This is a genomic window from Streptomyces sp. SAS_272 (assembly GCF_052543235.1).
The window spans coordinates 68275-89171 of sequence record NZ_JBMNDR010000028.1 but is presented as its reverse complement, the minus strand read 5'-3'; the positions used below and the strand labels follow the sequence as shown (position 1 = coordinate 89171).

General features: G+C 68.4%; 11 protein-coding genes. 4 read left to right on the top strand and 7 right to left on the bottom strand.

Going from position 1 to position 20897, the window contains the following annotated elements:
• Window positions 1–553: 553 nt before the first annotated feature.
• Genes ACN6LD_RS18075 through ACN6LD_RS18065 form a run of 3 tightly spaced genes read left to right on the top strand, consistent with a single transcriptional unit; the run spans window position 554 to window position 7586 of the window.
• Complete coding sequence (locus ACN6LD_RS18075; protein WP_445043734.1) at window positions 554–1714, top strand: restriction endonuclease-related protein; 1161 nt, start codon at window positions 554–556, stop codon at window positions 1712–1714.
• Window positions 1711–4968 carry a hypothetical protein gene (locus tag ACN6LD_RS18070; protein WP_445043733.1) on the top strand — a complete coding sequence of 1086 codons (3258 nt, stop codon included), beginning with the start codon at window positions 1711–1713 and terminating at the stop codon, window positions 4966–4968. Before ACN6LD_RS18075 ends, ACN6LD_RS18070 begins: the two co-directional genes overlap by 4 nt.
• Window positions 4962–7586 (top strand): RNaseH domain-containing protein, encoded by a 2625-nt coding sequence (locus ACN6LD_RS18065; RefSeq protein ID WP_445043732.1) that lies wholly within the window; start codon window positions 4962–4964, stop codon window positions 7584–7586. Before ACN6LD_RS18070 ends, ACN6LD_RS18065 begins: the two co-directional genes overlap by 7 nt.
• Window positions 7587–7700: 114 nt before the next feature.
• On the opposite strand, the gene ACN6LD_RS18060 is transcribed toward ACN6LD_RS18065, so the two are convergent.
• From ACN6LD_RS18060 to ACN6LD_RS18030, 7 genes are all read right to left on the bottom strand, one after another.
• Complete coding sequence (locus ACN6LD_RS18060) at window positions 7701–8591, bottom strand: hypothetical protein (protein WP_445043731.1); 891 nt, start codon at window positions 8589–8591, stop codon at window positions 7701–7703.
• Window positions 8592–8670: 79 nt separating this feature from the next.
• Entirely contained in the window at window positions 8671–9690 is a 1020-nt protein-coding gene (locus ACN6LD_RS18055; RefSeq protein WP_445043730.1) for a hypothetical protein, read from the bottom strand.
• A gap of 246 nt (window positions 9691–9936) precedes the next feature.
• Window positions 9937–10635 carry a restriction endonuclease gene (locus ACN6LD_RS18050; RefSeq protein WP_445043729.1) on the bottom strand — a complete coding sequence of 233 codons (699 nt, stop codon included), beginning with the start codon at window positions 10633–10635 and terminating at the stop codon, window positions 9937–9939.
• A gap of 156 nt (window positions 10636–10791) precedes the next feature.
• Window positions 10792–13041: a Helicase associated domain protein gene (locus ACN6LD_RS18045; RefSeq protein ID WP_445043728.1), complete on the bottom strand. Its 2250-nt coding sequence runs from the start codon at window positions 13039–13041 to the stop codon at window positions 10792–10794.
• Window positions 13042–13113: 72 nt separating this feature from the next.
• Window positions 13114–16122: an AAA family ATPase gene (locus tag ACN6LD_RS18040; RefSeq protein WP_445043727.1), complete on the bottom strand. Its 3009-nt coding sequence runs from the start codon at window positions 16120–16122 to the stop codon at window positions 13114–13116.
• The gene (locus ACN6LD_RS18035) at window positions 16122–17321 is read right to left on the bottom strand and encodes an exonuclease SbcCD subunit D (protein ID WP_445043726.1); all 1200 of its coding nucleotides are present in this window, start codon (window positions 17319–17321) and stop codon (window positions 16122–16124) included. The genes ACN6LD_RS18040 and ACN6LD_RS18035 overlap by 1 nt, the downstream gene beginning before the upstream one ends.
• A 377-nt stretch (window positions 17322–17698) precedes the next feature.
• Window positions 17699–19519: an ATP-dependent nuclease gene (locus ACN6LD_RS18030; protein ID WP_445043725.1), complete on the bottom strand. Its 1821-nt coding sequence runs from the start codon at window positions 19517–19519 to the stop codon at window positions 17699–17701.
• Window positions 19520–20516: 997 nt separating this feature from the next.
• Between ACN6LD_RS18030 and ACN6LD_RS18025 the strand changes: the two genes are divergently transcribed.
• Window positions 20517–20897 (top strand): CU044_2847 family protein, encoded by a 381-nt coding sequence (locus ACN6LD_RS18025; RefSeq protein WP_445043724.1) that lies wholly within the window; start codon window positions 20517–20519, stop codon window positions 20895–20897.

Here is a 20897-nt window from a genome sequence, read left to right as displayed (position 1 = left end):
GGGGGGCGGAGAGCCTGATGGCTCTTCAGTTGGCCTGACGGCCAACTACGGGCCTGACGGCCCGTAAGGTGACGCGCCGTCATGCCTGGCGGCATGACTGTGTGTTGGCTGGGTTGGCCCTGACGGGCCAACAGGGAAAGAGGAGCGGGGCCTGGCGGCCCCGCTGTCGCATGTTCAGGTGTCATGCCTGGCGGCATGACGGTGGGGTGCCGGGTGAGTTCGGTCCCTGCCCTGCCGGGCAGGTTCGGGGACAGTGCGGGCTTGGCGCCTACGGCGCCGTGATGTCGTAAGGGTTTTTTAGACAGTTATCCGGTTCCTCTCCCCCTCTGGCCTACCCGGGCTGGTGGGCTTTGGCCCTGACGGGCCGACAGGGCGGGGCTCCGAGTCACGCCTGCCGGCGTGTCCGGTTTCTTGTAGCGCCCCGCTGCCGCGGGGGATGTCTTCGCCAGTTTTGGAGTGCGTTGTCAGTCCCGGCCTGTATGTTCCGGAAGCTGTTGGCCCGTCTGGAATGAGCCCCGAATACCACTGGTGGGGCGTGGAGGGGTGGTGAGCTGTGCCTGTCAGTCAACACGTTGCCGCTCGGAGGATCATTACCGCTGTTCTGCGAGTCGGTGCGGCGTGGATCAACCGGGTTGAGGAGCCTCGCGCGTGGCGGGAGCTGTCTCGTATGCACGGGGTGCTCTTGTCGAGTCTGCCTGTGGGGGCAGGCCCTTCGACTCCTGCCGAGATGATCGATTTACTGCCGGTGCGCTTACGGGAGTGGGTGCCGTTGGCGTGGGACGAACTGCCTTCTGGCATGGGCGATTTGGTTGTCCTGACGGACAACGATGAGCTGACCGAGGAGGCCTTCAAAGCGGGGATGAACTATCTGGAGGCCCTGTACGGGGACGACGGATACTTCGATCTGGGCGGGACGTGGCTTCCTGCATGGGTTCGGCAGACGGCTGAGCAGACGGAGCGGGCCGCCTTCCGCCACATCCGCTCCAATGGACAGGCCGGCTATGTGGCCGCTCGGACCATGCTGACCGAGGTGCCCTACGGCACGGAGCGCGCGTTGGTCGAGGAGTACTCACGCCGTAGCGCGGCCCGGATGGACGTGTATCGGCCTGTTCCCTCAGACCGGGTGTGGGCGGCGGGGGCGTCGTCATGGTTGTGGCCGTGCCCGCAGTGCCGGTATCCGATGGTGCTGCGGGGTGGGCAGTTGCGGTGTGAGTATCCGCCGCATCAGAGCCGGCTCGGCCTTGTCCTGGACGGTGGCAGGCGGGGTGGGCCGCCTGCGGTGACTGGTGAGCGGGGCCGGTTGGCGACAGCTGCGGAGCCGGCGGAGGGCGTGTTCTGCCTGGACTGGGGGGTGTGGCGGTACATCACCTGTCCCGGACTGAGTGAGGTGAGCCTGATGCAGTGGCTGGAGAAGCAGCAGGGGGTGCGCGTCGAACGCTGGGAGAACCTGGACGAGTGGGATGTCGGCGTCTACCTGGCGGACGGGCACCGCTGGCGGGTGGACGTCAAGGACCACCAGGACGCGCAGACGATCATCGACCGGCCGCCTGCTGGGGAGACGGTGGTCGTGCCCAACTACCGGCGTAGCCAGGTCAATCAGCTGCAGTCCGGGCTCGATGCTCTGCGGACTGCTGACGGGCAGCGCTACAGCGTGTTCACGGTCAGCCGTTTCAAGGCTGCCGTGACCCGGCGGTTGAAGGGGGCGGGCGCATGACGTCGCCGAAGAACGCGAAGTACTCCGTCAGCGTGCCGCTGACGCTGCGGGCGGCGATCATGCTGGCCGCTCGGGTGTTCCCCAACCGGGCGCTGGAGGATCAGGCGGCGTGGCGGCGTGTGGTGGATCTTGCTGATGCGCACTTCCTGGCTACGGGGCAGATGCATCTGTGGGACGGCTGGCCTGCTCTGGCGCTGGCCGATCAGGTGCGGATCACGCGGATGCTGCGGCAGCGGCCGGCGGTCCTTGCCCACCATTCGGTGTTTGTCACGGAGACGACAGCGGTCCTGGACAGTGGTGAGGCGGTTGAGTTCGCCCCGGCCGACGGGAAGGAGCAGGTGCTGATCCTTCCCGTCGGCGACGACGAAGTCCTCATTGATGCGTTGCTGGACGAGCTTGAGGACAACGCGGCCAAGGGGCAGGTGCTGCCCAAGCCTGCGCCGCCCGGCTCCTACGTCAGTGACCTGCGGATCAAGGATCCGCTCAGCCCGTCCGGCCGGGTGGTGGACGTCTTCTACGACCTCGATTACCAAGGGTCGCCGGCTCCCAGCGTCGTGCAGGAACTGGGTGACGCCCCGGTCGCGGACGAGGTGGTGATCCCCTTCGCCGACCTGGAGGAGATCGCGGGCCGGCTCGATGAACTGCGCGGGCAGAACTACCGGCGCAAGGCGGTCGCGGACATCAGGCGCCACGCCCGCGGCCGCAACGGCACGGACGTGGGCGAGCTCCTGCGCGTCCAGGCCGGGCCGCTGCAGGTCTTCCACGCCCCCACCGGCATGGGCAAGAACGTCCTGAGTGAACTCGTCGCAGTGTGGTGCGCCCAGCAGGGCCGGGTGATCTCGCTGGTCGTTCCACAGAGCGCGCAGGTCCTGGCCACGGTGTACCGGCTGCGGCAGGATCTGGCCGACTTGGAGGTCTCCGCGCAGGTCACGCCGGTCGTCTCCCCCGCCTCCATGATGGATCTGGCCGAGCAGACGGCTGGCAACCCGCACGACGATGCGGACTTCAGGACCTGGGTGTACCGGGAGATGTCCTACAGCTGCCCCCTGACCGGGCATGCCACCACCTCCTCCGAAGCGGTGGACGCGTGGACGCCGGGCCAGGAGCCGTGTGACCAGCTCAAGCCCAACGGGCCGAGAGCGGATAAGGCTCTGGCCTGCCCTTGGCGGGGAGGCTGCGGGAAGTTCCGCCACCACCGTGCCGCGGCGTCGGCGGACATCCTCGTCACCAACCATGCCAACTTCCTCACGGGACACATCCATGCGCCGGTGGCGGGCCGGGCTGCCCCGGGACGGCGGATGACCACCGAGCAGTTGCTGCTGCACCGCAGTCATCTGGTCATCATCGACGAGGCCGATGCGCTGCAGGCGCAGGCTTTCGACCAGGCGGCCCGTCAGGTGCTGCTGGCCCAGGACGGTGCGGAGCGCACTCCGGTGCGCGAGCTCGACAGCCAGTTCCGGCGGCACTGCCACCGGCTGCCTATGAGCCTTGAACAGTACCTGCGGCCGCTGATCAACCACCTGGTGTGGCTGGCCGAGTCCTACGTGTCCCACCTCGTCGGCGGGGTCATCCATCCCGACCGGGAGCGGCGCAGCATGGTGGTGCCGCGTCGCTGGGACGGGATGTTCGCCTCCCGGATCTTCGGGCTGGAGGCTGGGGAGCGGCCCACGGAGCAGCAGATGGAGGCGGTTAACCAGCTCTACAAGCGGGAGGGGCCGCTGGAGTTCGCCGATGAGGTCGAGGGACTGGCCGAGCTGCGGGAGCTTTTGTCCTCGGTCACGGATCTGGTCGGCGGGTCGGACCGGCTCACCCACGCCACCTTGAAGCGCATCGGGGAAGCGTTTTCGGCGATCACTGGTGAGACGGACGAGAAGCGGCTGTCCTCGCTGGCGCTGCTGGCGGCCCGGCGCGCGTATCTGGAGGAGATGCGCAGCATCCTGCACCGCATCGTCGGTGTCGCTGCACCGTTGCAGGGGGCGGGGATCTCCGCCGGCAACGGCCTGGTGGACGCGCTGGCCTCGCACGTGCCGTGGCGGGCTGCCCCCTACGGTCCTTTGGGGCGTGCGCTGTTCGCATTCTCCGAGACGTTCGATCCTGGCGACCGGCACCAGACGGCGCTGCGACTGAAGTCCTATGTCGGGGACCCGCACGCTCACCTGGCCTACCTGGGCGAGGTGACCGCGCTCGCCCATACCGGCGCCCGGCGGGCGGTGATCGGGATGTCCGCCACGGCGTTCATGCCGTATGCGCCGCGTCATCACCTCCTGCCGGAGCCGGCCTGGTACGTGCCGGACGACGTCAACGGAAGCCTCACCGTCGAGCTGCAGGCCGGCCAGGACAACGGGGCGGGCATCGTGGTGTCCGGCACAGACGGAGTGAACCGGGAGCGGGCCTATACGGCCATGGGGCGCAGCGTCGGCCAGGACCTTCCATCGCAGCTCGACGCGGTGGCCGCCGACCCTGCCACCGCGCACCGGGCGTATGCGCTGCTCGCGCCGACCGCCTACGACGCCGGTCCCGCGCTCGCCCGCGGCATGATCGAGGTGGGGGTGGCAGCGTCAGAAATCTGTGTGGCGGTGCGGCCGCAGGAGATGGCGTCGCTGGAGCGGATGCCACCTGGCTGGGTGCCGATCCCGAGCAACCGGCTTGAGCAGTTCCCCCACGCTGTGGGGCAGGGCCGGTGCCGGTATCTGATCGCCCCTATGGCGCGGGTCGAGCGTGGTCTGAACATCGTCGACCGTGACGGGCGCTCTCTGCTGCATGTGGCCTGTCTGGTCAACCGGCCCATTCCGGTGATGGAAGACCCTCCGGTGCTGCTGTCTCTGGTCAACTCTCTGGCCTATCGACGGCGGCGGCCCGGTCCGGAGCCCGCTGCGGAGCTGGAGCGGCTACGGATCGTGGCGGGGCAGATCTTCGATGACATCCGCAGCGGACAGGGCTACTTTAAGTCGCTGGGCGAGGACGTCAAGCTCGCCGTGGTCGCGGAGATCTTGACCCGGCTGATCCAGCTGGGCGGGCGCACCCGGCGCGGCGGGGACCCGGGGCGGCTGCGGCTGCTGGATGCCGCCTTCACCCAGACCGCCGCCGACTCCACGCTGCCCGGCCTCCTGGAGCAGTTGCGCGGGAAATGGCAGGCCGAGGACCACATGCCGCTGATCGACGCCGTCTACCGCACCACCATGACCGATGCCCTGCTGGGGCTCACCGAGCACTCCCCCACCGGATATGAGGAAGAGGAGATGGGCGAATGGTGAGTGACGACCGCGGCCGCCTGTTCACCCTGTCCTTCGAGCTGGACGACCGGCTGCTGGGCGGCGTGTACGTCTATCCGCAGGATGAGGCGTTCGCGCCGGCCTGGCGGCGGCTGCCGAAGCCGCGGGGCAAGGACGCCGTGCAACCGATCGTGTCCCTGCAGACGGCGGCGCGTGCCGTGACCGGGGAGCGGCTGGTGTTCACCAACCCCGACCGGCCCGCCAGGACGGGACAGTGGGCCGGGCGGAGTGTGATCGTCACGCCCGGGGCGCTGGACGGGGCTGTGGTGCGCACTTTGATGCGGGAGTGGGAGACGCGGCTGGAGGGGCATGACGGCCGTGACACCCTCGCCGCCCTGCTGCAATTGTCCGACGACGGGCCCCAGCCGCTCGGTTCGCTGCTGCACCGCGACGCCATGGGGCGGATCACCGGTCCCCGCTGGGCGTTTCGGGTGGCCGGGTGGCGGCTGGCGAGCATGCTGGCCGCCCAGCCGCTGCCGCTCGACGAGTCGCTGCCCGCGCTGCGGTTCCACCTCGACAGTGAGGGCGACCTGCTGGCGTGGCAGGCCCCGCTGGTCCACGAGCGAACGTGGATCGACGAGGAGAGCGGCAAACGCCGGCGCATCGCCGGCTACGCCATGGAGCGCATCCACATCGAGGTCGAACCCGCCCTCGGCGGAAAGACTCTCATCGCGCATCTTTCGGCGCGTATCTCGCGCGTCGCCACCCATTACAAGGGCATCCGCAACGTCCTGCTGCGCCATCCCGTCAACCCGGACATCATCCTCAAGGCGCCGATCTCCACACGGTGGGAGAAGGGTCCGGACGGATTCATGCAGCCTTCGGCCGTCCTCTACCGCGGGGCGGCGGCACAGATCGTCGAGGCTTGCGGTGTCGGCCGCCTGCCCCAGCCGCCCCTGACGGGGCTGGACGAACTGGCAGAGGTGCGCGGGGTGCACCGCACGGGCAAGCACCCGATCGACAAGGGCGCCGGCGCGATGTTCCACGCTCGGCTCGAGGAGCACGCCGGGCAGGTTCTGGGCAAGGAGCCGCTCGTCTACTCCGGGACCTCCGTCAAGATCAGCAAGCCGGGCGGGAGCCTGCCGCCCTACGTGCCGGCCGACAAGATGGCCGACGCCATGGTCAGTGCCTGCCTCGATACGGTGCGCATCGTCGTGCTGTACGAGTCGGCGCAGTGGCACACGCGGGTGATGGGGCAGTTGGCCCGCGACTACGCGCGGCCCGAACTGGCCGGGCTGCCCGATGAGCAGCCGGTGGTCCTGTCGCCCGGGTATGAGCTGGTGGCGGTGCGGCTACCCGAACTGGTCCGCCACGGCAGCCACGACCGCAGCCTGATCCTGAACACGCTGCCCTGGTTCAAGCCCGGTGCCGGGCGGTCCCTGGTCGCGGCCCTGTGCGAGACGCGCTACCCCAGTGAACAGGAGAAGGAAGCGGGAGTGACGGATGCCAAGCACGCGCTGAAAGGGCTCTTCGCCGAGCGCGGGATCCCCTCGCAGTTCATCACCATGGACTCCGATCCCGGCGACCCCTTCCGGCTGAACACGCCCGAGAAGGTCGCGCGGTCCAGGGCCCTCAAGGCGGGTCTGCCGGAGCCGGACGTCGCCTACAAGGACGATCATGCGGTGCAGATCGCGCTCGGCAGCCTGCACTCCGACTCCGGCATCATCGACAACCGTCTGGCCGCCACCGCCTTCCACCGCAATGCGAAGGACACGGCTCTGGACCGGGAGGCTGTGGCGGTGGGTCTGTGGACGCGCTACCACCGCTTCGACCAACGTCCCGGCCGTCCCCACAAACCGGCCGTGCTGGCCATCACGCTGGTCGCCATGCGGATCCCGCTCGGCGAGGACGCTTACTGGCCCACGCTCATGTACGGCGACCGGGGCTGGCTTCCCCTGGCCCAGGCCCGGGCCCTGCATCATGCCGGTCCCATCGGCAAGAGAGGGCATCATCTGCGGGAGGACCACGGCGGCCCGGAGAACGTGCGCATCTACGTGGACCGGGCGCTGGCCGCTCTCAGCAACCGGTATCCGATCATCCTCTTCACCGAGGAGCGTGAGCGGATCTGGCCCGGGCTGTGCAACGACCGGCTCGGGGACGGTGCGCTTCCCGGGCAGAGCCTGCTCGCCCAGGGGTGGGATGTGGCGATCGTGCGGGTCGGCAACGGGCAGGGCACACCCCAGCCGTCACGGCGCACCGGCGGCGTGAGCAGGCTGCCGGCCAACCCGCTGCAGCCGGTCATGCCGGAGAAGATCCTCTACCGTCACGATCACGGGGATGTGGTGTCCTGGCTGTTTTCCGGGCAGTCCCGCCAGCACGCCGGCGGTCAGCGCACCGGTACCCAGTACACGCGTCGCACCCTGCCCAGCGGGCAACTGGCCCAGATGGGCGCTCCCTTCCACGCCATGACCCGCACCGAGTACGTGGTCGCCCACCGTGGCGGCTGGCGCGAGGAGCAGCTGGCCGGTCTCGCCGCGCGGGCCTCGGAGCAGGCGGCGATGTGGGACGGGCGCACCAACCTTCCTGCGCCGCTGCATCTGGCCAAGAGCGCCGATGACAAGCATCCCGGCTTCATCGATCAAGAAGGATTCGGCGGGTAGCGCGTAGGGCGTGGGCGTCGCGCGGGCTGCGGCCGGAGCGCCTCGCGGCGGTGCGGGACTGGCTCACGTCAGCCAGGCCCTTACAAACCGCGGCTTGATGACCGCCGCACGCCTCTACCTCTCGGCTTCCGCAAGCGCGAGCAGCCGCCCAACGGAGATCTGCGCCGCGTCAAAGGTCTCCTTGTAGCCGCCGACCGGCATCTGTGCGTCGCGGAGGAACACCGGGTGCCCCTCCGCTCTGATCAGCTTGATCACCTTCTGCTCCACGCGGTAGGCCTCCGCGCCCGTGGCGAACTGGATCTGAGCGAACGGCACCCAGCCGTGGCTCTGGAACCGAGCGACGCGGTCCTCGCGGGTCCGCAGTCCAGTGATTCCGATCTTCACGGCGGCGTACTCGGCGTGGGAGAGGATGTATAGGCGGGCCGGGGCGCCCGGGTCCAGCCCATAGCGCGCGCAGTGCTGGCAGCACTCGCCTCTGTTCCGGACGTTGTTCAGTCTGGGGGTTGAGATCTTCTGGCACCGCTCACAGAGCGAGAGCCAGGGCGAGGAAATGTTCTTGAACGGCTCCAGGGGGCGGAAGCCGACGGCGCGCATGTCGGCAACCGCCTCGTGCGGGTCTCCTGGACCGTACCGCTTGCAGAACCGGCAGCCGCCGGCGCGGCCGGTGACGTTGTCGTACCGGGGAGCCACGATGTGCCCGGCCTCGACGCACTGCGACAGCCACGGCTTACCGGTCCCGAGGAAGTCCACCAGCACGATGAGGCCGTGTTCCAGCATCGCCGCCGCAGCCGCTTCCGGGTTCTTCGGGGCATTGGGCGCGCACCAGATGCAGGCTCCCTGCCCGTTCATCACGTTGTTGCGGTTCGGGTAGATGATCTGGTTGCACGGGATGTGACGGCACATCCAGGGGTCGCGGGCCCGGCCCGGGTAGGGCTCCAGGGGCTCGGCGTTGCCCAGCCGACGCATGTCAGCGGCCGCGACGTTGGCAGAAATCGAAGGGGGCATCGCCATCCTTCTTCTGGGGGCTGAGGTGGTCTTGATCGGCGGCGGGCGGGCCGCTGTCAGGGGCGCGCTCTGGCTTGGCCTACTGTTTTGGGTAGGTGGCGAGGTATTCCAGGAGGGCGGAGAACGCCGTGACCATGTCGTTCAGGTCGACCGCGTCCTGGAGTACTACAGAGCTCCCGTGCCCGCCACCCTCGTATCCGTAGTACTGCGGATGGCCCTTCGCTCCTGGCTTCTTCTTGAATCCGTCGTCCTCTGGATTCACCACCAGTGCATGCACGCTGTGGCCTGCGTGCTGGACGAAGCTGTTGCGGGCGAGCCATTTCTGATGCCGGTCCGCGAGGGATCCGTTGGCGGCGGAAGTGGCCTCCGGCGTCTGCACCATGATGCGGATCTCGAAGGGGCTGTCCGTTCCGCGTCTGGGCTGCAGGCGCTGGATCTCGGTGACGACATAGCCGTCTTCCGTCTCCCGCCAAGCGCAGATGTTCGGAGTTCCCATCTGAGAGTGCTGCCGCAAGTTGAACACTGTGCCTTCTGGGGCGGCAGCCTGCGTGCGGCGCGCCAGTCGCCGCAGCCGCAGTGCGTCGCTGAGCGCAGTCGAGGCCTGGTCCGCCGGGCCGGTAGCCTCGGCCTCCAGCGCCACGAGCTGCTGATGCGCCCGGGCAGCCAGCAGTCGGGCGAGGTCGTCCGAGGAACTGTTCCAGCCGTTGAGGAGAGTGTCGAAAGTGAGCCGACGGGACCAGGTATTCGGGCCGTCCGGGATCGGATCGGCATTCGGGCCCACCAGGTAGCGGTCAGCTGCCGGTATGCCCTTCGTCTCCGCCCAGGCGTCGTACACCGCGAACTGTTCGCCGTGCGCACCGGCGCCGAGCTTCATCTCCATCAACGCGCGCTCGACGCCGTCCAGCAGGATGACGAAGTCGACCCGGCCGGTAGGCGCACCTTTGCGTTCCTTCACCCGAACCTCGCGCCGTACGGTGATCGTGCCCTGAGCTAGGCGCAAGGCCGACCTGAGCGGCTCGGGATCAAGCTCGGCGAGGAAACACAGCAAGTCCGACCAGTCGTCTTCGGTACGCAGCAGACGCGTCAGTCCGTAAGTCACGGCCGGACGCTACACGCTGCCTCTGACAACGGGTCTTCTGCATGATCGGGTGATATCTGAACTGGCTTGCTCTGCAGGGCGGGTGGGAAGGATGTCGCTGTGCCCAAGCCTTGTCCGGAAGAGTTCCGCGAGGACATAGTGCGGGCAGGTCGCGACTTTGAGGCTGGGTGGGCCGCGGGCCTCGGGCGGCCCACCCAGTTCCTCGCTCAGACTTTCCGTCTCGCCGCTCACGGGCCCGGTATGAGGTCACTTGGAGTAGGTCTGTTTCCAGCGTGACCGGTGGCTGGCTCCTCCTTGTCCGCGTCCGTTGACTTCGGCCAGCGACAACAGGGGTGTCCCGTTGTTCCACAGGCCGAAGAAGTCACGGTGCAGGGTGAGGATCTGGTGGCCGACGGCGAACGCTTCGGCCTGGCGGCTGAAGCGTGTGGTGGCGACGAAGATGGCCACATCGGCAGCGAAATGCACCTTCGCTCCGAGCAGATCGCGTACTTCGCGGCTGGCGATCGTTCGGTGGGGTGCGTATCGCTTGCACTGGATCACCATGCTCCGGCCGTCTGGCAGTCGACCGAGTACATCGGCTCCATTGTCTCCGGTACCGCCGACTGTGCGTACCTGTGTGCAGCCGTCACGGCGGCACAACTCTGCGACCACTTCCTCGAACTGAGTTCCGGACAGTGTGTCGATCACAGCCAGCGTCCGCTGTCCCGCTGCGATCTGGTCCTGTCGTCTCCACGTGGCGTCCTTGCTGCGCAGCAGCCTGTCGGTGCGCCAGAGCCGCCAGGCCATCCAGCCGACTCCCGCGGCGGCAAGGGCTGAGCCGATATACAGCCAGATCATGGGGCGCAGCAGGGCCAGCAGGATCAGTGCAGCAAGCGCGCCTGCTGCCGCCTTGTACCGGGCGGTGCGGAGTCTGCGGGCAGTTCTGCTGTTGCGTTTGGCCGCCATGTACGCCCCCTCTTGCGCCGAGCTGGACCGGTTCCTCCCTCCTGTGCAGTGTGGGCATGCTGAGCAGCTTCACCAGGCCGCGGTTCTGGCCATTGGCTTGAACTTCTCGTCCCATGTAGGCGCCGGTCGTTGTCCTTGGTGGTGGGCTCGCCCTGTTTACAGGCCGAGTTCGGCCAGTGCTGCCTGCTTGTGCTGGCTGAGGCCGGAGCGGCGGCGGCGCAGGTTGCTCAGCCACTGGCCCAGGCGCACGGGGTCGCCTTCGATCTTCTCGATGTGGCGCTGGGGAACGTTGAGGTGGCCTTCTCTCGCGCGGAATGCCTGTGCGGCAGCCAGTCCGCGCTGGAAGGCACGTTCTCGTGCCGGCAGGTGGCTCTCCCCGGCCGATGGGGCAGACGTGGCGGGCAGGTCGGCGAGTCCGAGCTCCTTCAGCAGGCTCTTCTGGTCGGGGTGAAGACGGTCGGATCGGGTGTGCTGGGTCTCGAGCCACTTCTCTTCCTCGGTGGCCGTCCCGTTGTGTTCCAGGCTCTGGCGGGCGGCGTGGTAGGTCCGCTGCCAGGTGATCGGCCAGGGCGGGTTCCACCAGCGGTCCAGAGCGATGAGGGCGGCGGCACGCTGGTCGGTGAGCGCCCCCGCGCGAGTGCGCTGGGTGGCGAGCCAGCGGCCGAGGGGGAAGCCGTCGTGGATTTCCTCGACGGGGGCGGCGAGGTGGCCGTGGCGGGTGGCGTAGGCGGTGGCGTGGGCCAGGGCGCGGTCGAAGGCCTGCTGGCGGGGGTCCCAGATGATGCCGAGGCGTTCGAGGGCGTGGACGCGTACAGGGTCGAGGGTGTTCTTGGCGTGGAGGTGGCGTTGCCAGGTGAGCCAGCGGCCCAGGGGGTAGCCGGTGGGGTCTCGGTAGGTCTGGGGGACATCGAGGTGGTGGTGGGTGTGGCGGTAGCTGCGGGCTGAGGTCAGGCCTCGCCGCCATTCGGCGCTCTTGGGGGCAAGGACGCGTAGGGAGAGGGCGAGGGCGACTTCTTCTGTTTGGGTGGGGCGGTCGAAGCGGAGCCAGGCTTCGGGGTCTTCGCCGGGCATGGTGGGGCGGTGGGTGCGGGGGTCTGACAGGCGGGCGTCGAGGCGGTCGTCGTGGGCGCGCAGGGCTTGGATGGTGCGCCACAGGGGGGTGTAGGCGTCGGCGCCAAGGAGGTCGTCGGGGTCTTCGTCGGGGGTGAGGTAGACGGGGACGACGAGGGTGGCCTTCTTGCCTGCGCCGGGTTTTTGGCGCAGGGCGCGGCCGACGGCCTGGACGGTGTCGACGGGGCTGTTCTTGGGGTCGGCGAAGACGACGGCGTCGATGTCGGGGACGTCGATGCCCTCCCCCAGGACGCGGGCGTTCGACAGGACGGCTGGAGTGTCGGGGCTGGTGTGGGAGGTGAATTCGAGGAGGAGGCGGCGGCGGATCTGGGGGGCGTGGCTGCCGCTGATCCAGTCCGCCCACAACCCCTGGGGCCGCAGGTCGGCGGGGAGGGTGGCGGCGGTGTCGGTCAGGGTGGTGGCGAAGGCGCGGGCGTCGGCGACGCGGTGGTGGAAGGTGAGGATGCGGCGTAGGCGGTGGTCGTGGATGGCGCGCAGGGCGGCGACCTGGCGGCCGGCCAGGCGCAGTCCGTCGACGCCGGCTCCAGCTCCGGTGGCGAGCCAGTCGCGCAGGTCCGTGTCGGTGACGACGGGGACGAGGATCTGGTAGTCGGCGAGCAGACCGAGGTCGATGGCGTCGGAGAGGTTGAGGTGGTAGGCGACGGGACCGAAGAGGTCTTCGTCGTCCATGGAGGCCACTGCCTCCGCCCCGTCGCCGTCCGAGGCGTCGTCGGGGTCCCAGATGCGGGGGGTGGCGGTCAGGTAGAGGCGGCGGGCGGCAGGGACCTGGTCGTCGTGGTGGACCGCGGCCCACGCCTTGCCGAGACGGCCGGCCGTGCGGTGCGCCTCGTCGATGACGATCAGGTCCCAGGAGGGCAGTTGGTGGTCACGGTGCGCGGTGACCACTGCGGTCAGGGAGGCGTAGGTGGCGTAGACGGTGACCGGTCCCGTCGTGCGGATGTGGGCGGCCAGTTCGCCGGGGTCGGTGGTCATGGGGACGTCGGCGCCGACTGGCTCGTGGTCGAGGGCCTGCCGGGCGGAGCAGACTGCGATGGTGGTGCCTTTGCGTCCCGCAGTGCGCCAGGAGCGGATCGTCTGGGACAGCAGGTCCAGCGTCGGCAGGAGCACCAGCACGCGGCCGCGCGGGGCGATGCGGGCGGTCGTGCGGGCGGCGATCAGGGTCTTGCCCGTGCCGCAGGCGGCGATCACGCTCGCGCGGGCGTGATCGCGGAGCGTGGCGGTCGTGGCGGCGACGGCCTCCTTTTGGTGGGGCCGTAGCTCGATGTCGGGGGCCATGGAGGTGTCGGACTCCGTGGGGTCGGCTGGGTGCTCCAGGAGGGCGGGGGCTCCGCTCTCCTGGAGTGCAGGTTATTCGGCTGCTTCGGTCAGGTGGGCGAGGGTGGAGCCGGTGGGGCCTTTTCGGACGTGCAGTCGCTGGGTGATGCGGCGGCGTAGTTCGGGGATGTGGCTGATAACGCCGACGGTTCGGTCGTGGGCGCGTAGGGAGTCCAGGACGTCGAGGACGTTGTGGAGGGTGTCGTCGTCGAGGGTGCCGAAGCCTTCGTCGATGAAGAGGGTGTCCAGGGGGTTGCCGCCTGCTTCGTGGGTGACGACGTCGGCCAGGCCTAGGGCGAGGGCGAGAGAGGCGAAGAAGGATTCGCCGCCGGAGAGGGTGTCGGTCTTGCGGGGGCGGCCGGTCCAGGAGTCGGTGATTTCCAGGCCGAGGCCGGAGCGTGCGCCGTGGGCGGCTTGCTGGTCGGAGTGGCGCAGGGTGTAGCGGCCTTCGGACATCAGGCTCAGGCGGGTGTTGGCAGCGGTGACGACTTGTTCGAGGCGGGCGGCCAGGACGTAGGCCTCCAGTTGCATGCGGACTCGGGTGCCGGAGGCGTTGCCGGTGGCCAGGTCGGCGAGGTGGCGGGCGGTGCTGTGGGCCTGCTCGAGTGCTTCCAGGCGTTCGACGACCCCGGCCAGGATGGTGATGAGGTCGGTGAGGTCGGTGGTGCGGGCTCGGGTGGTGCTGGCGGTGGTGACTGCTTGCGCGTGCTGGTCGTCTGCGGCCGTACGCAGGGCTGTCGCAGCTTCGACGTCGGCGGCCGGCTGGGCTGCTGCTTCCTGCAGGACGGGGTCGTTAAGGACGGTCTGGTGGGAGGCGCGGGCCTCGCGCCATTGGTTGATCTCTTCCTCGAGTTCGTGGAGGTCCTTGTCGCTGAGCACGGCTCGTTCGGCGACAGCAAGGGTGTCGAAGCCCTGGGATGTGGCGGCGACGGAGACTTCGCCGGTACGGGTGTGCAGAACCTGGGTGGCGACAGTGGCAGTGCGGGATGCCTCGGCTGCCTGCTCGAGGTGGTCGGCGGTGCGGGTGAGATCGTCGATGCGAGCCGCCAGGGTCAGGGCGGTGCCGCGGGCGGCATCGAGTTTCTCGGTGAGCTCTGCTTGCCGCTGGGACAGGGTGTCGTAGCTGGCGTTACGGGCGGACAGGCCGGCGGTGGCGACACTGTCCTGCTCGGTCATGGTGGTGTGTTCGCGGTCCAGCGCGAGGAGTTCCTCCTCGACGGTTCCGCGGTCGGCTGCACGTTTGAGGAAGTCGGCCAACTGCGCGGCGAGTGTCTTGTGTTCGGTCTTGAGGGCGGCCAGCGGGGTGTCGCCGGCTTCGCCGGTGGCACCGGCGGCGTTCTCGCGAAGCTGTTGTAGTTCGGCCGCGATCTTGTCGCACTGTTGCTGGGCGCGCTGGTGGGTTTTCTCGGCGGCTTGTTCGTCGTCGCGGGTGGGATGCCCGTCGGGAGCCTGGGCGGGTGCCGGGTGGGAGCACGAGCCGCAGACCGGGCATGGTGCGCCGTCGGTGAGGCCGGCGGCGAGTTCGGCGGCCATGCCCTCGGTGCGTCGGCGGCGGATGTCGATGTGGGCCTGGGCTGCCTGTTCGGTTTCCTTGTGAGCGGCGGTCAGGCGCTGCTCGGTGGTGGTGATCTGTGCGAGGTGGGCGTCGCGGCGTTCGGCGGCCGCGACGCGGCCGTTGAGGTTCTCCAGCTGGGTCTGGTGGCGGCGGCCTTCTTCCTCGGCTTCGCGGGCGGCCTCGCGGCGGGCCTGGAGGGTGGTGCGCCGGATGGTCTCCTGCTCGAGCCAGTCGCGGGCGTCGCGCTGCTGGACGGTGAAGTCCTGCCGCTCGGTGTCAATGCGCTTGAGGTCGGCGGTGAGCTGGCGGAGGATGGCTTCCTCGGGAAGCAGGGTGTTCAGCACGGCGATGTCGTCGCGTGTGCGCTGTCCGGCCGCGGCGAGGTCGGCGGCCTGGAGCGTGGCGTGTTCGGGCAGCAGCCGGGTGCGGGTGGCGGTTTCGCTGTCCTGGGCTCGGGTGTGGTCGGTGCGGGCGGTGCTGACGGTGTGGAGCAGCGGTGCCAGCTGCTGGGCGCGTCGAGCTTGTTCCCGGCGCTGGCCGAGGGCTTCTTGGTGGGGGGTCTGCTCGTCCAGCCGGTTGAGCTGGGTGCGTGCGGTGGCGTAGGTGGTCTGCTGCCTGTGCAGTTCGCGGGTGTCGGCTTCGTGGTTCTGGTGGGTGAGCTGGTTCTTCTTTGCCTTCTCAGCCTCGGCCTGAGCGGTGGCAGCGTCGGTCTGGCTGGCCTGGATGAGGTCCTGGGCCCAGGCCAGTGCGGGGCCGGTCAGGGCGTGCGCGGCGTCGGGAGTGGGGGCGTCGTACTGGGACTTCAGGTCCGGGCCGGCGGCCTGGTGGATGCGGGCCGCCAGATGCAGCACCTCGTCGCGGGCGGCGTCGCGGTTCTTCTGGGTGGTGCGGCTGTGGTCGTTCAGCCAGCGTTCGATGAAGGCGTACCGGTCGCTGTGGAAGAGCTTGCCGAGGAGTTCGCGGCGCTTGCCGGCATCGGCGTAGAGAAACTTGGTGAACTCGTTCTGGGGTAGGAGAACCACCTGGCAGAACTGCGTTCGGCTCATGCCGAGCAGGTCCTTGATCTCCTTGCCAGCCTCTTGGTGGGACTTGCTGGAGGCCTCCCAGTGGCCCTGTCCCAGGGCATCGGTCGTGAACCGGCTGAGCCGGGTCTCGGCCTTCTGGACTGTGTCACCCGTGCTGTTCTTCTTGGGGCGCGTCTGCTGGGGGACGCGGTCGATGAGCAACCTCTGGCCAGCGATGGTGACGTCCAGGGTGACCTGGGTGAGCAGGTCGGCCGGGGCGTGGTGGCTGCGCAGCATCAGATCGCGGTCGACCGGGGGTTCGCCGTACAGGGCGAAACAGATGGCGGTGAAGAGGGTGCTCTTGCCGGCGCCGGTGTCGCCGTGCAGGAGGAAGAGGCCGTCGGCGGTCAGAGCGTCGAAGTCGACGGTGTGGGTGCCGGCGAAGGGACCGAATGCCTGCAGGGTGAGGCGGTGCAGGCGCATCAGACGGTTTCCTTCTGCAGTTCGTTCACGCGGGCGGCGTCGACGGCCTGCTGGAGCAGGGCGTGTTCGTCAGGGGTGGGGGCGGTACCGCGCATGTCGGTGATGAAGTCGCTGGCGATGTCGAGTTCGCTGCGGCCGCGGAGGCGCTCGGTGTAGGTGGGGGTGCCGGTGGCCTGGGCGGGGATGAAGGCTCGCTCGTGCTTGAGGCTTAGCGTGTCGGGGAAGCGGCGGCGCAGCCGGGCCATGGCCTCGAAGGGCAGGGCTGTGTCGGTGAGCGTGACCTCAAGCCAGGCGTCCTTCAAGTGTTCGTGGGCGGGGTGAGTGAGGAGGTCCTCGAGGAGGCCTTCGACGCGTTCCAGGCGGTGTGGGGTCGGGCAGTCGAGGCGCCTCACGCCGGGAGCCGTCTTGGCAGAGGTGAGGTCGACCAGGGTGAAGGATTTGGTGTGGGTGGCTTCGGAGAAGGAGTAGGGCAGCGGGGAGCCGCTGTAGTGGACTCGGTCGGTGACCTTCTGGGGGCCGTGGAGGTGGCCGAGGGCGACGTAGTCGATGCCGTCGAAAATGTCCGCGCCGACGTGGGCGACACCGCCGACGCTGAGGTCGCGTTCGCTGTCGGACTCCGTCACCTGCTGGTTTTCGCTCTGGCTGCTGCCGGGGGTGACGAAGGCGTGGGCGATGACTACCGAGCGGGTTCCGGCCGGCTGGCGGTTGGTGAGGTCACTGTGGATCCTGTCCAGGGCTGCGGTCAGCACCGCGTGGTGGGAGGTGGCCTCTGCCTCCAGCTGGGTGCGGACCATCGACGGCTCGAGGTAGGGGATGCCGTACACGGCGACCGGGCCGTCGGCGTCGTCGAGGAGGACCGGGACGTCGCAGGTGGCGGGATCGGTGCGCAGATGGATCCCGGCGCGGGCGAAGAGGCCGGATCCGACACCGAGTCTGTGGGCCGAGTCGTGGTTTCCGCTGATCATGATGATCGGTACGTCGAGGTCGGCGAGCTGGTGCAGGGCGCGGCTGAACAGGCGCACGGCGTCCAGACTGGGGATGGCCCGGTCGTAGAGGTCGCCGGCCACGAGGATGGCGTCGACGTTCTCAGTCCGGGCTGTGTGGACCAGGTGGTCGAGGAAGGCTTCCTGGGCGGGGATCAGGTCTTTTGTGTGGAACCGGCGGCCCAGGTGCCAGTCCGAGGTGTGCAAGAACCGCATGGGCACAGACCGTAACCATTGCGGGGGCAGCTGCGGGAGGTTTTCCTGATAAACGGTGCCTCGGGTGGGAGTGCGGCGACAGGCGATGAATGGTTTCTCTCCCGTTGTCGCCGGGCCTTCCGGACGAGACGGCGCCAGCGGGTGATTGTCAGTGGCAGGGGGCAAGATGGTCGGTAGGGGGAAGGAGGATGTGATGTCGTTATCGCGTTCTACCAATACTGAGTCTGCCGTGGCGCCGAACGGTTGCCGCTGGTGCGGGATCGAGGCCCGAGGTCACGGCCGGCAGCATGTGGCGGAGGCGGGCTGGCACGCGTGGACGGCTCCGACGCTGCAGCAGCGCAAGGAACGCATGCTGCAGCGCCGTGCCGGCAAACCGGTCAAGAAGCCAGGTCCTGGATGCTCCTGAAAGCGCTCCTCAGCTGTGGCGGGACGTCCTCGGCCCTGGCGAGGGTGGTCACCAGCGCGTAGAGCATGTCGTCCTTGCCGTCGGGGCTTGTCTGCGCCGCCTGCTCTTTGATCATGGTCAGGACGCGGCCGCTGAACTTCCCGCCGCGGTGTGCGGCGAAGTGCTCGGTGGTCCACTGCGAGCCCGTGGGCTGGGGCCAGTGCGCGTTGGCGGCGGTGGCCCACTGGGCGTCGGTGAACAGTTCCTCGAGTTCGTTGAATCCGTCGGCCTCACCGACGTAGGAGACCTGGGTGGCCAGGTCGAGCCCGGTCCGGATGAGCCGTTCGGTCTTGAAGTGCTTGTTGGTGCGGCTGTCCGCGTCGACCATCAGCATGACGGTACGGCGGTTCTTGACGAGGTAGCCGGCCAGGTGCAGGGCTCCTTCGTTGTTGCCGCAGGCCCACAGGGCGATACCGGCTGCCTGGAGGGAGAGTCCCTGGGAGAGGCGGAACAGCAGTGGCAGGCACTGCTGTTCGGTGGGGCCTTCCACGGCGAGGAAGCACCGCTCGTGCAGGAGGACGGAGTTGCGCAGTCCCACCGCGGCGGCGATCTGGCCGAGGTGGAAGTCGACGCCGTCGTGGGACTCGTCCTCCAGACGCTCGACGATGGTGCGGCCGCTCTCGTTGAGGCGGAGGTGGACCACGTCGGCGATGTCGACGCCGTCGATGAGATTCATTGAGTGCGTCGCTACCACGACGCTGACGTGGGGCAGAGCGCACTGCTTGCGGATGATGTCCATGACGGTGCGCTGGTGGCGGTAGTCGAGGTGGGTGTCGGGCTCGTCGTAAACAACGATGGTCTGGGTCGGCTCCTGCTCGCTCCTCTCCCCCGCGGTCAGTTCGCCGTTCTCCAGCAGGTTGCTGGTCCACTCCCACACGGCGAGCGCGATCCGGCGGTTGCTGCCCTGGCCGGAGCGTGTGAGGTCGACGGGTTCCCCGTCGGCCTTGGACACCTCCAGCGGGGCGCGCTTGAAGCCGCCTTTGAAGGAAACTTCCGGCTTGACCTGTACACCGACGAATTCACCGCAGTGCTGGCGGATGTGCTGGCACAGGGAGTCGGCTTCCTTCTCCAGGCGCTGGGTGACTTCCGCTTCGATCTCCCGCACGCGTCCCTGGAGGTTCTCGTCTTCCAGGTATGTCTCGTAGCAGTTGTTCAGCGCGGTGCGGACGGCGGCGTCCGGGCTCTCGTCCCTGCCTCCGAATGACAGCAGGCGGGGCAGTCTCTCCTGGAGCTCCTTGGCGAGGGGCTGCCACTGCTCGACCTGGGGTGCCGTGGCCGCGTAGCCGTTGAGGGCCTGCACCAGGTCGTCCTTAAGGGGCCCAGCCGGGATCAGGGAGAACTCGGCCACCAGTTCGGCCAGCTCAGTCTTCAGCTTTCTCCCGACGTCGTGCAGACGGCTGTCCGCGGGCCGGGAGCCGTAGTACTCCCACCGGGCTGTCTGGCCCTCTTCGGCGATGCGGCGGATCCGGGAGGTCTGCGGCAGGTCGGTGGCCGTCTGCTCGCCTGCATCGAGGGTGAAGACGCCCTCAACCCAGGTCTGGGGGCAGCGGCCGCCCGCGGCACCCTCGGTCTGGAGGTATGTACGGTCTTCGTCCGTCAGCCGGTGGTCTCCCAGGAGGAAGGCCAGTGCTGTCAGTACAGCACTCTTGCCCCCGTCATTGCGGCCGGCCAGGATCGTCGGGCTGCTGACGGGAATGTTCTCCACCTGCGCTAACGAGCGGAAGCCGCACACGGAGAAACGGGTGAGGTACACGGTCGAACTGCTCCGAATCTCCCCCTCCGGACGGAGAGGGTGTGACGTGCGGGAGTGTCTGTACGGGCGGGGCGGATGACCACCCGTAACGGGCCGCCATCCTAGAGGGGCTGTTGGCAACATCCGGGCGGTTTGGGTCAATTCAGCGATCTCAACCTGGCGGGACAGACAGCGGCCGACAGACCGGGTAAAGGGACTCGGCGCTGCTGCAGGATCGCTCCGCAACCAGGCAGCCCTGCCCCTGTAACGGCTGCCGGGGGGGCAGGCCTGCTTCGCTGGCAGGGTGGAGGAAGCGTAGCTGTGTGCCGCGACTGGTTCGTCTCTGATCCGAGCGATGCAGAGCGAGGAAGGGCAATGATCTGTGCCAGCGCCACTCTCGGGCCTCGGCAGCCATTCGGGGCGGACCTGGTCCACTGCCTTGCTGACCTCCTCGGCACCGTTGGGGCTGTGCCAGGCCCGATACCTCGCGGAAGTTCGGGAAATCCTTATGAACACCCGGCTCGGAACTCAGACAGGGCAGGGCCAGATCTGGTGGCAGGCGGGCCAAGGTCTTTCCAGCCGCTACCCGAGGTAGCCATCCGAGAGCCTGTGAACAGGCAGTTCACGTCTTTAAGAACTCGAACCAAGATCGCAAGCTGTGCCATTGGATCGAAGACGCAGTGGCGCAGCAGCGTCTGGGAATCTGAGAGTGTCTGCCAGTCCAGCCCTCACTTCGTGTCGGCGACGGCTTGAAAGGGGACCGCCTTGCGCGCTCGCGCCAGCCGATTGCACGACTCGTTGCTCGTTGTCGTCACGGCTCGGCCGTACCTGTAACACCGCCGTCCTGCACCCGCCTCCGAGCACCCGAACAACCCCGCCATCAGCACATATACCCAAGGAAGGAGGAATTCAGCATTAGGGTCCGGGCACTCTGCCCGAGACAGCCGCCGCCCCACGGTCGACCTGGAATCGACCGACTGAGGGGTCAAGGGCTCGTAGAACTGGCATAGTCGAGGCTGTGGGGGAATATGTGGAGTTCACCTTCGACGACGGCCAGGCGGTACTGCTGGAAGTCTTTCCCAGTCCGCTCGCCAGCTCTGCGGCAGGCAGCTCGGCACCCGGTTCCGCACCGCTCGTGCCCGTTGCGGGCGAGAGGAACGGCCGGGTAGCACGTGCTGCCCACGGCGCACTGCGGCAGGTCCTCAAACCACTGGTTCCCGTTCTGCAGTCCGTACACGACACGGTGTCCGCCATGGACCGGCGGCCCCAGCAACTCACCGTCGACCTGGGCGTCAGGATCGGCAACGATCTGACTCTCGGTATCGTCGCCAACAAGGGCGAGGCGAGCCTGACGGTGTCTGCAACCTGGAATCTCGAAGCACCCGCGCCAACGGAGTAG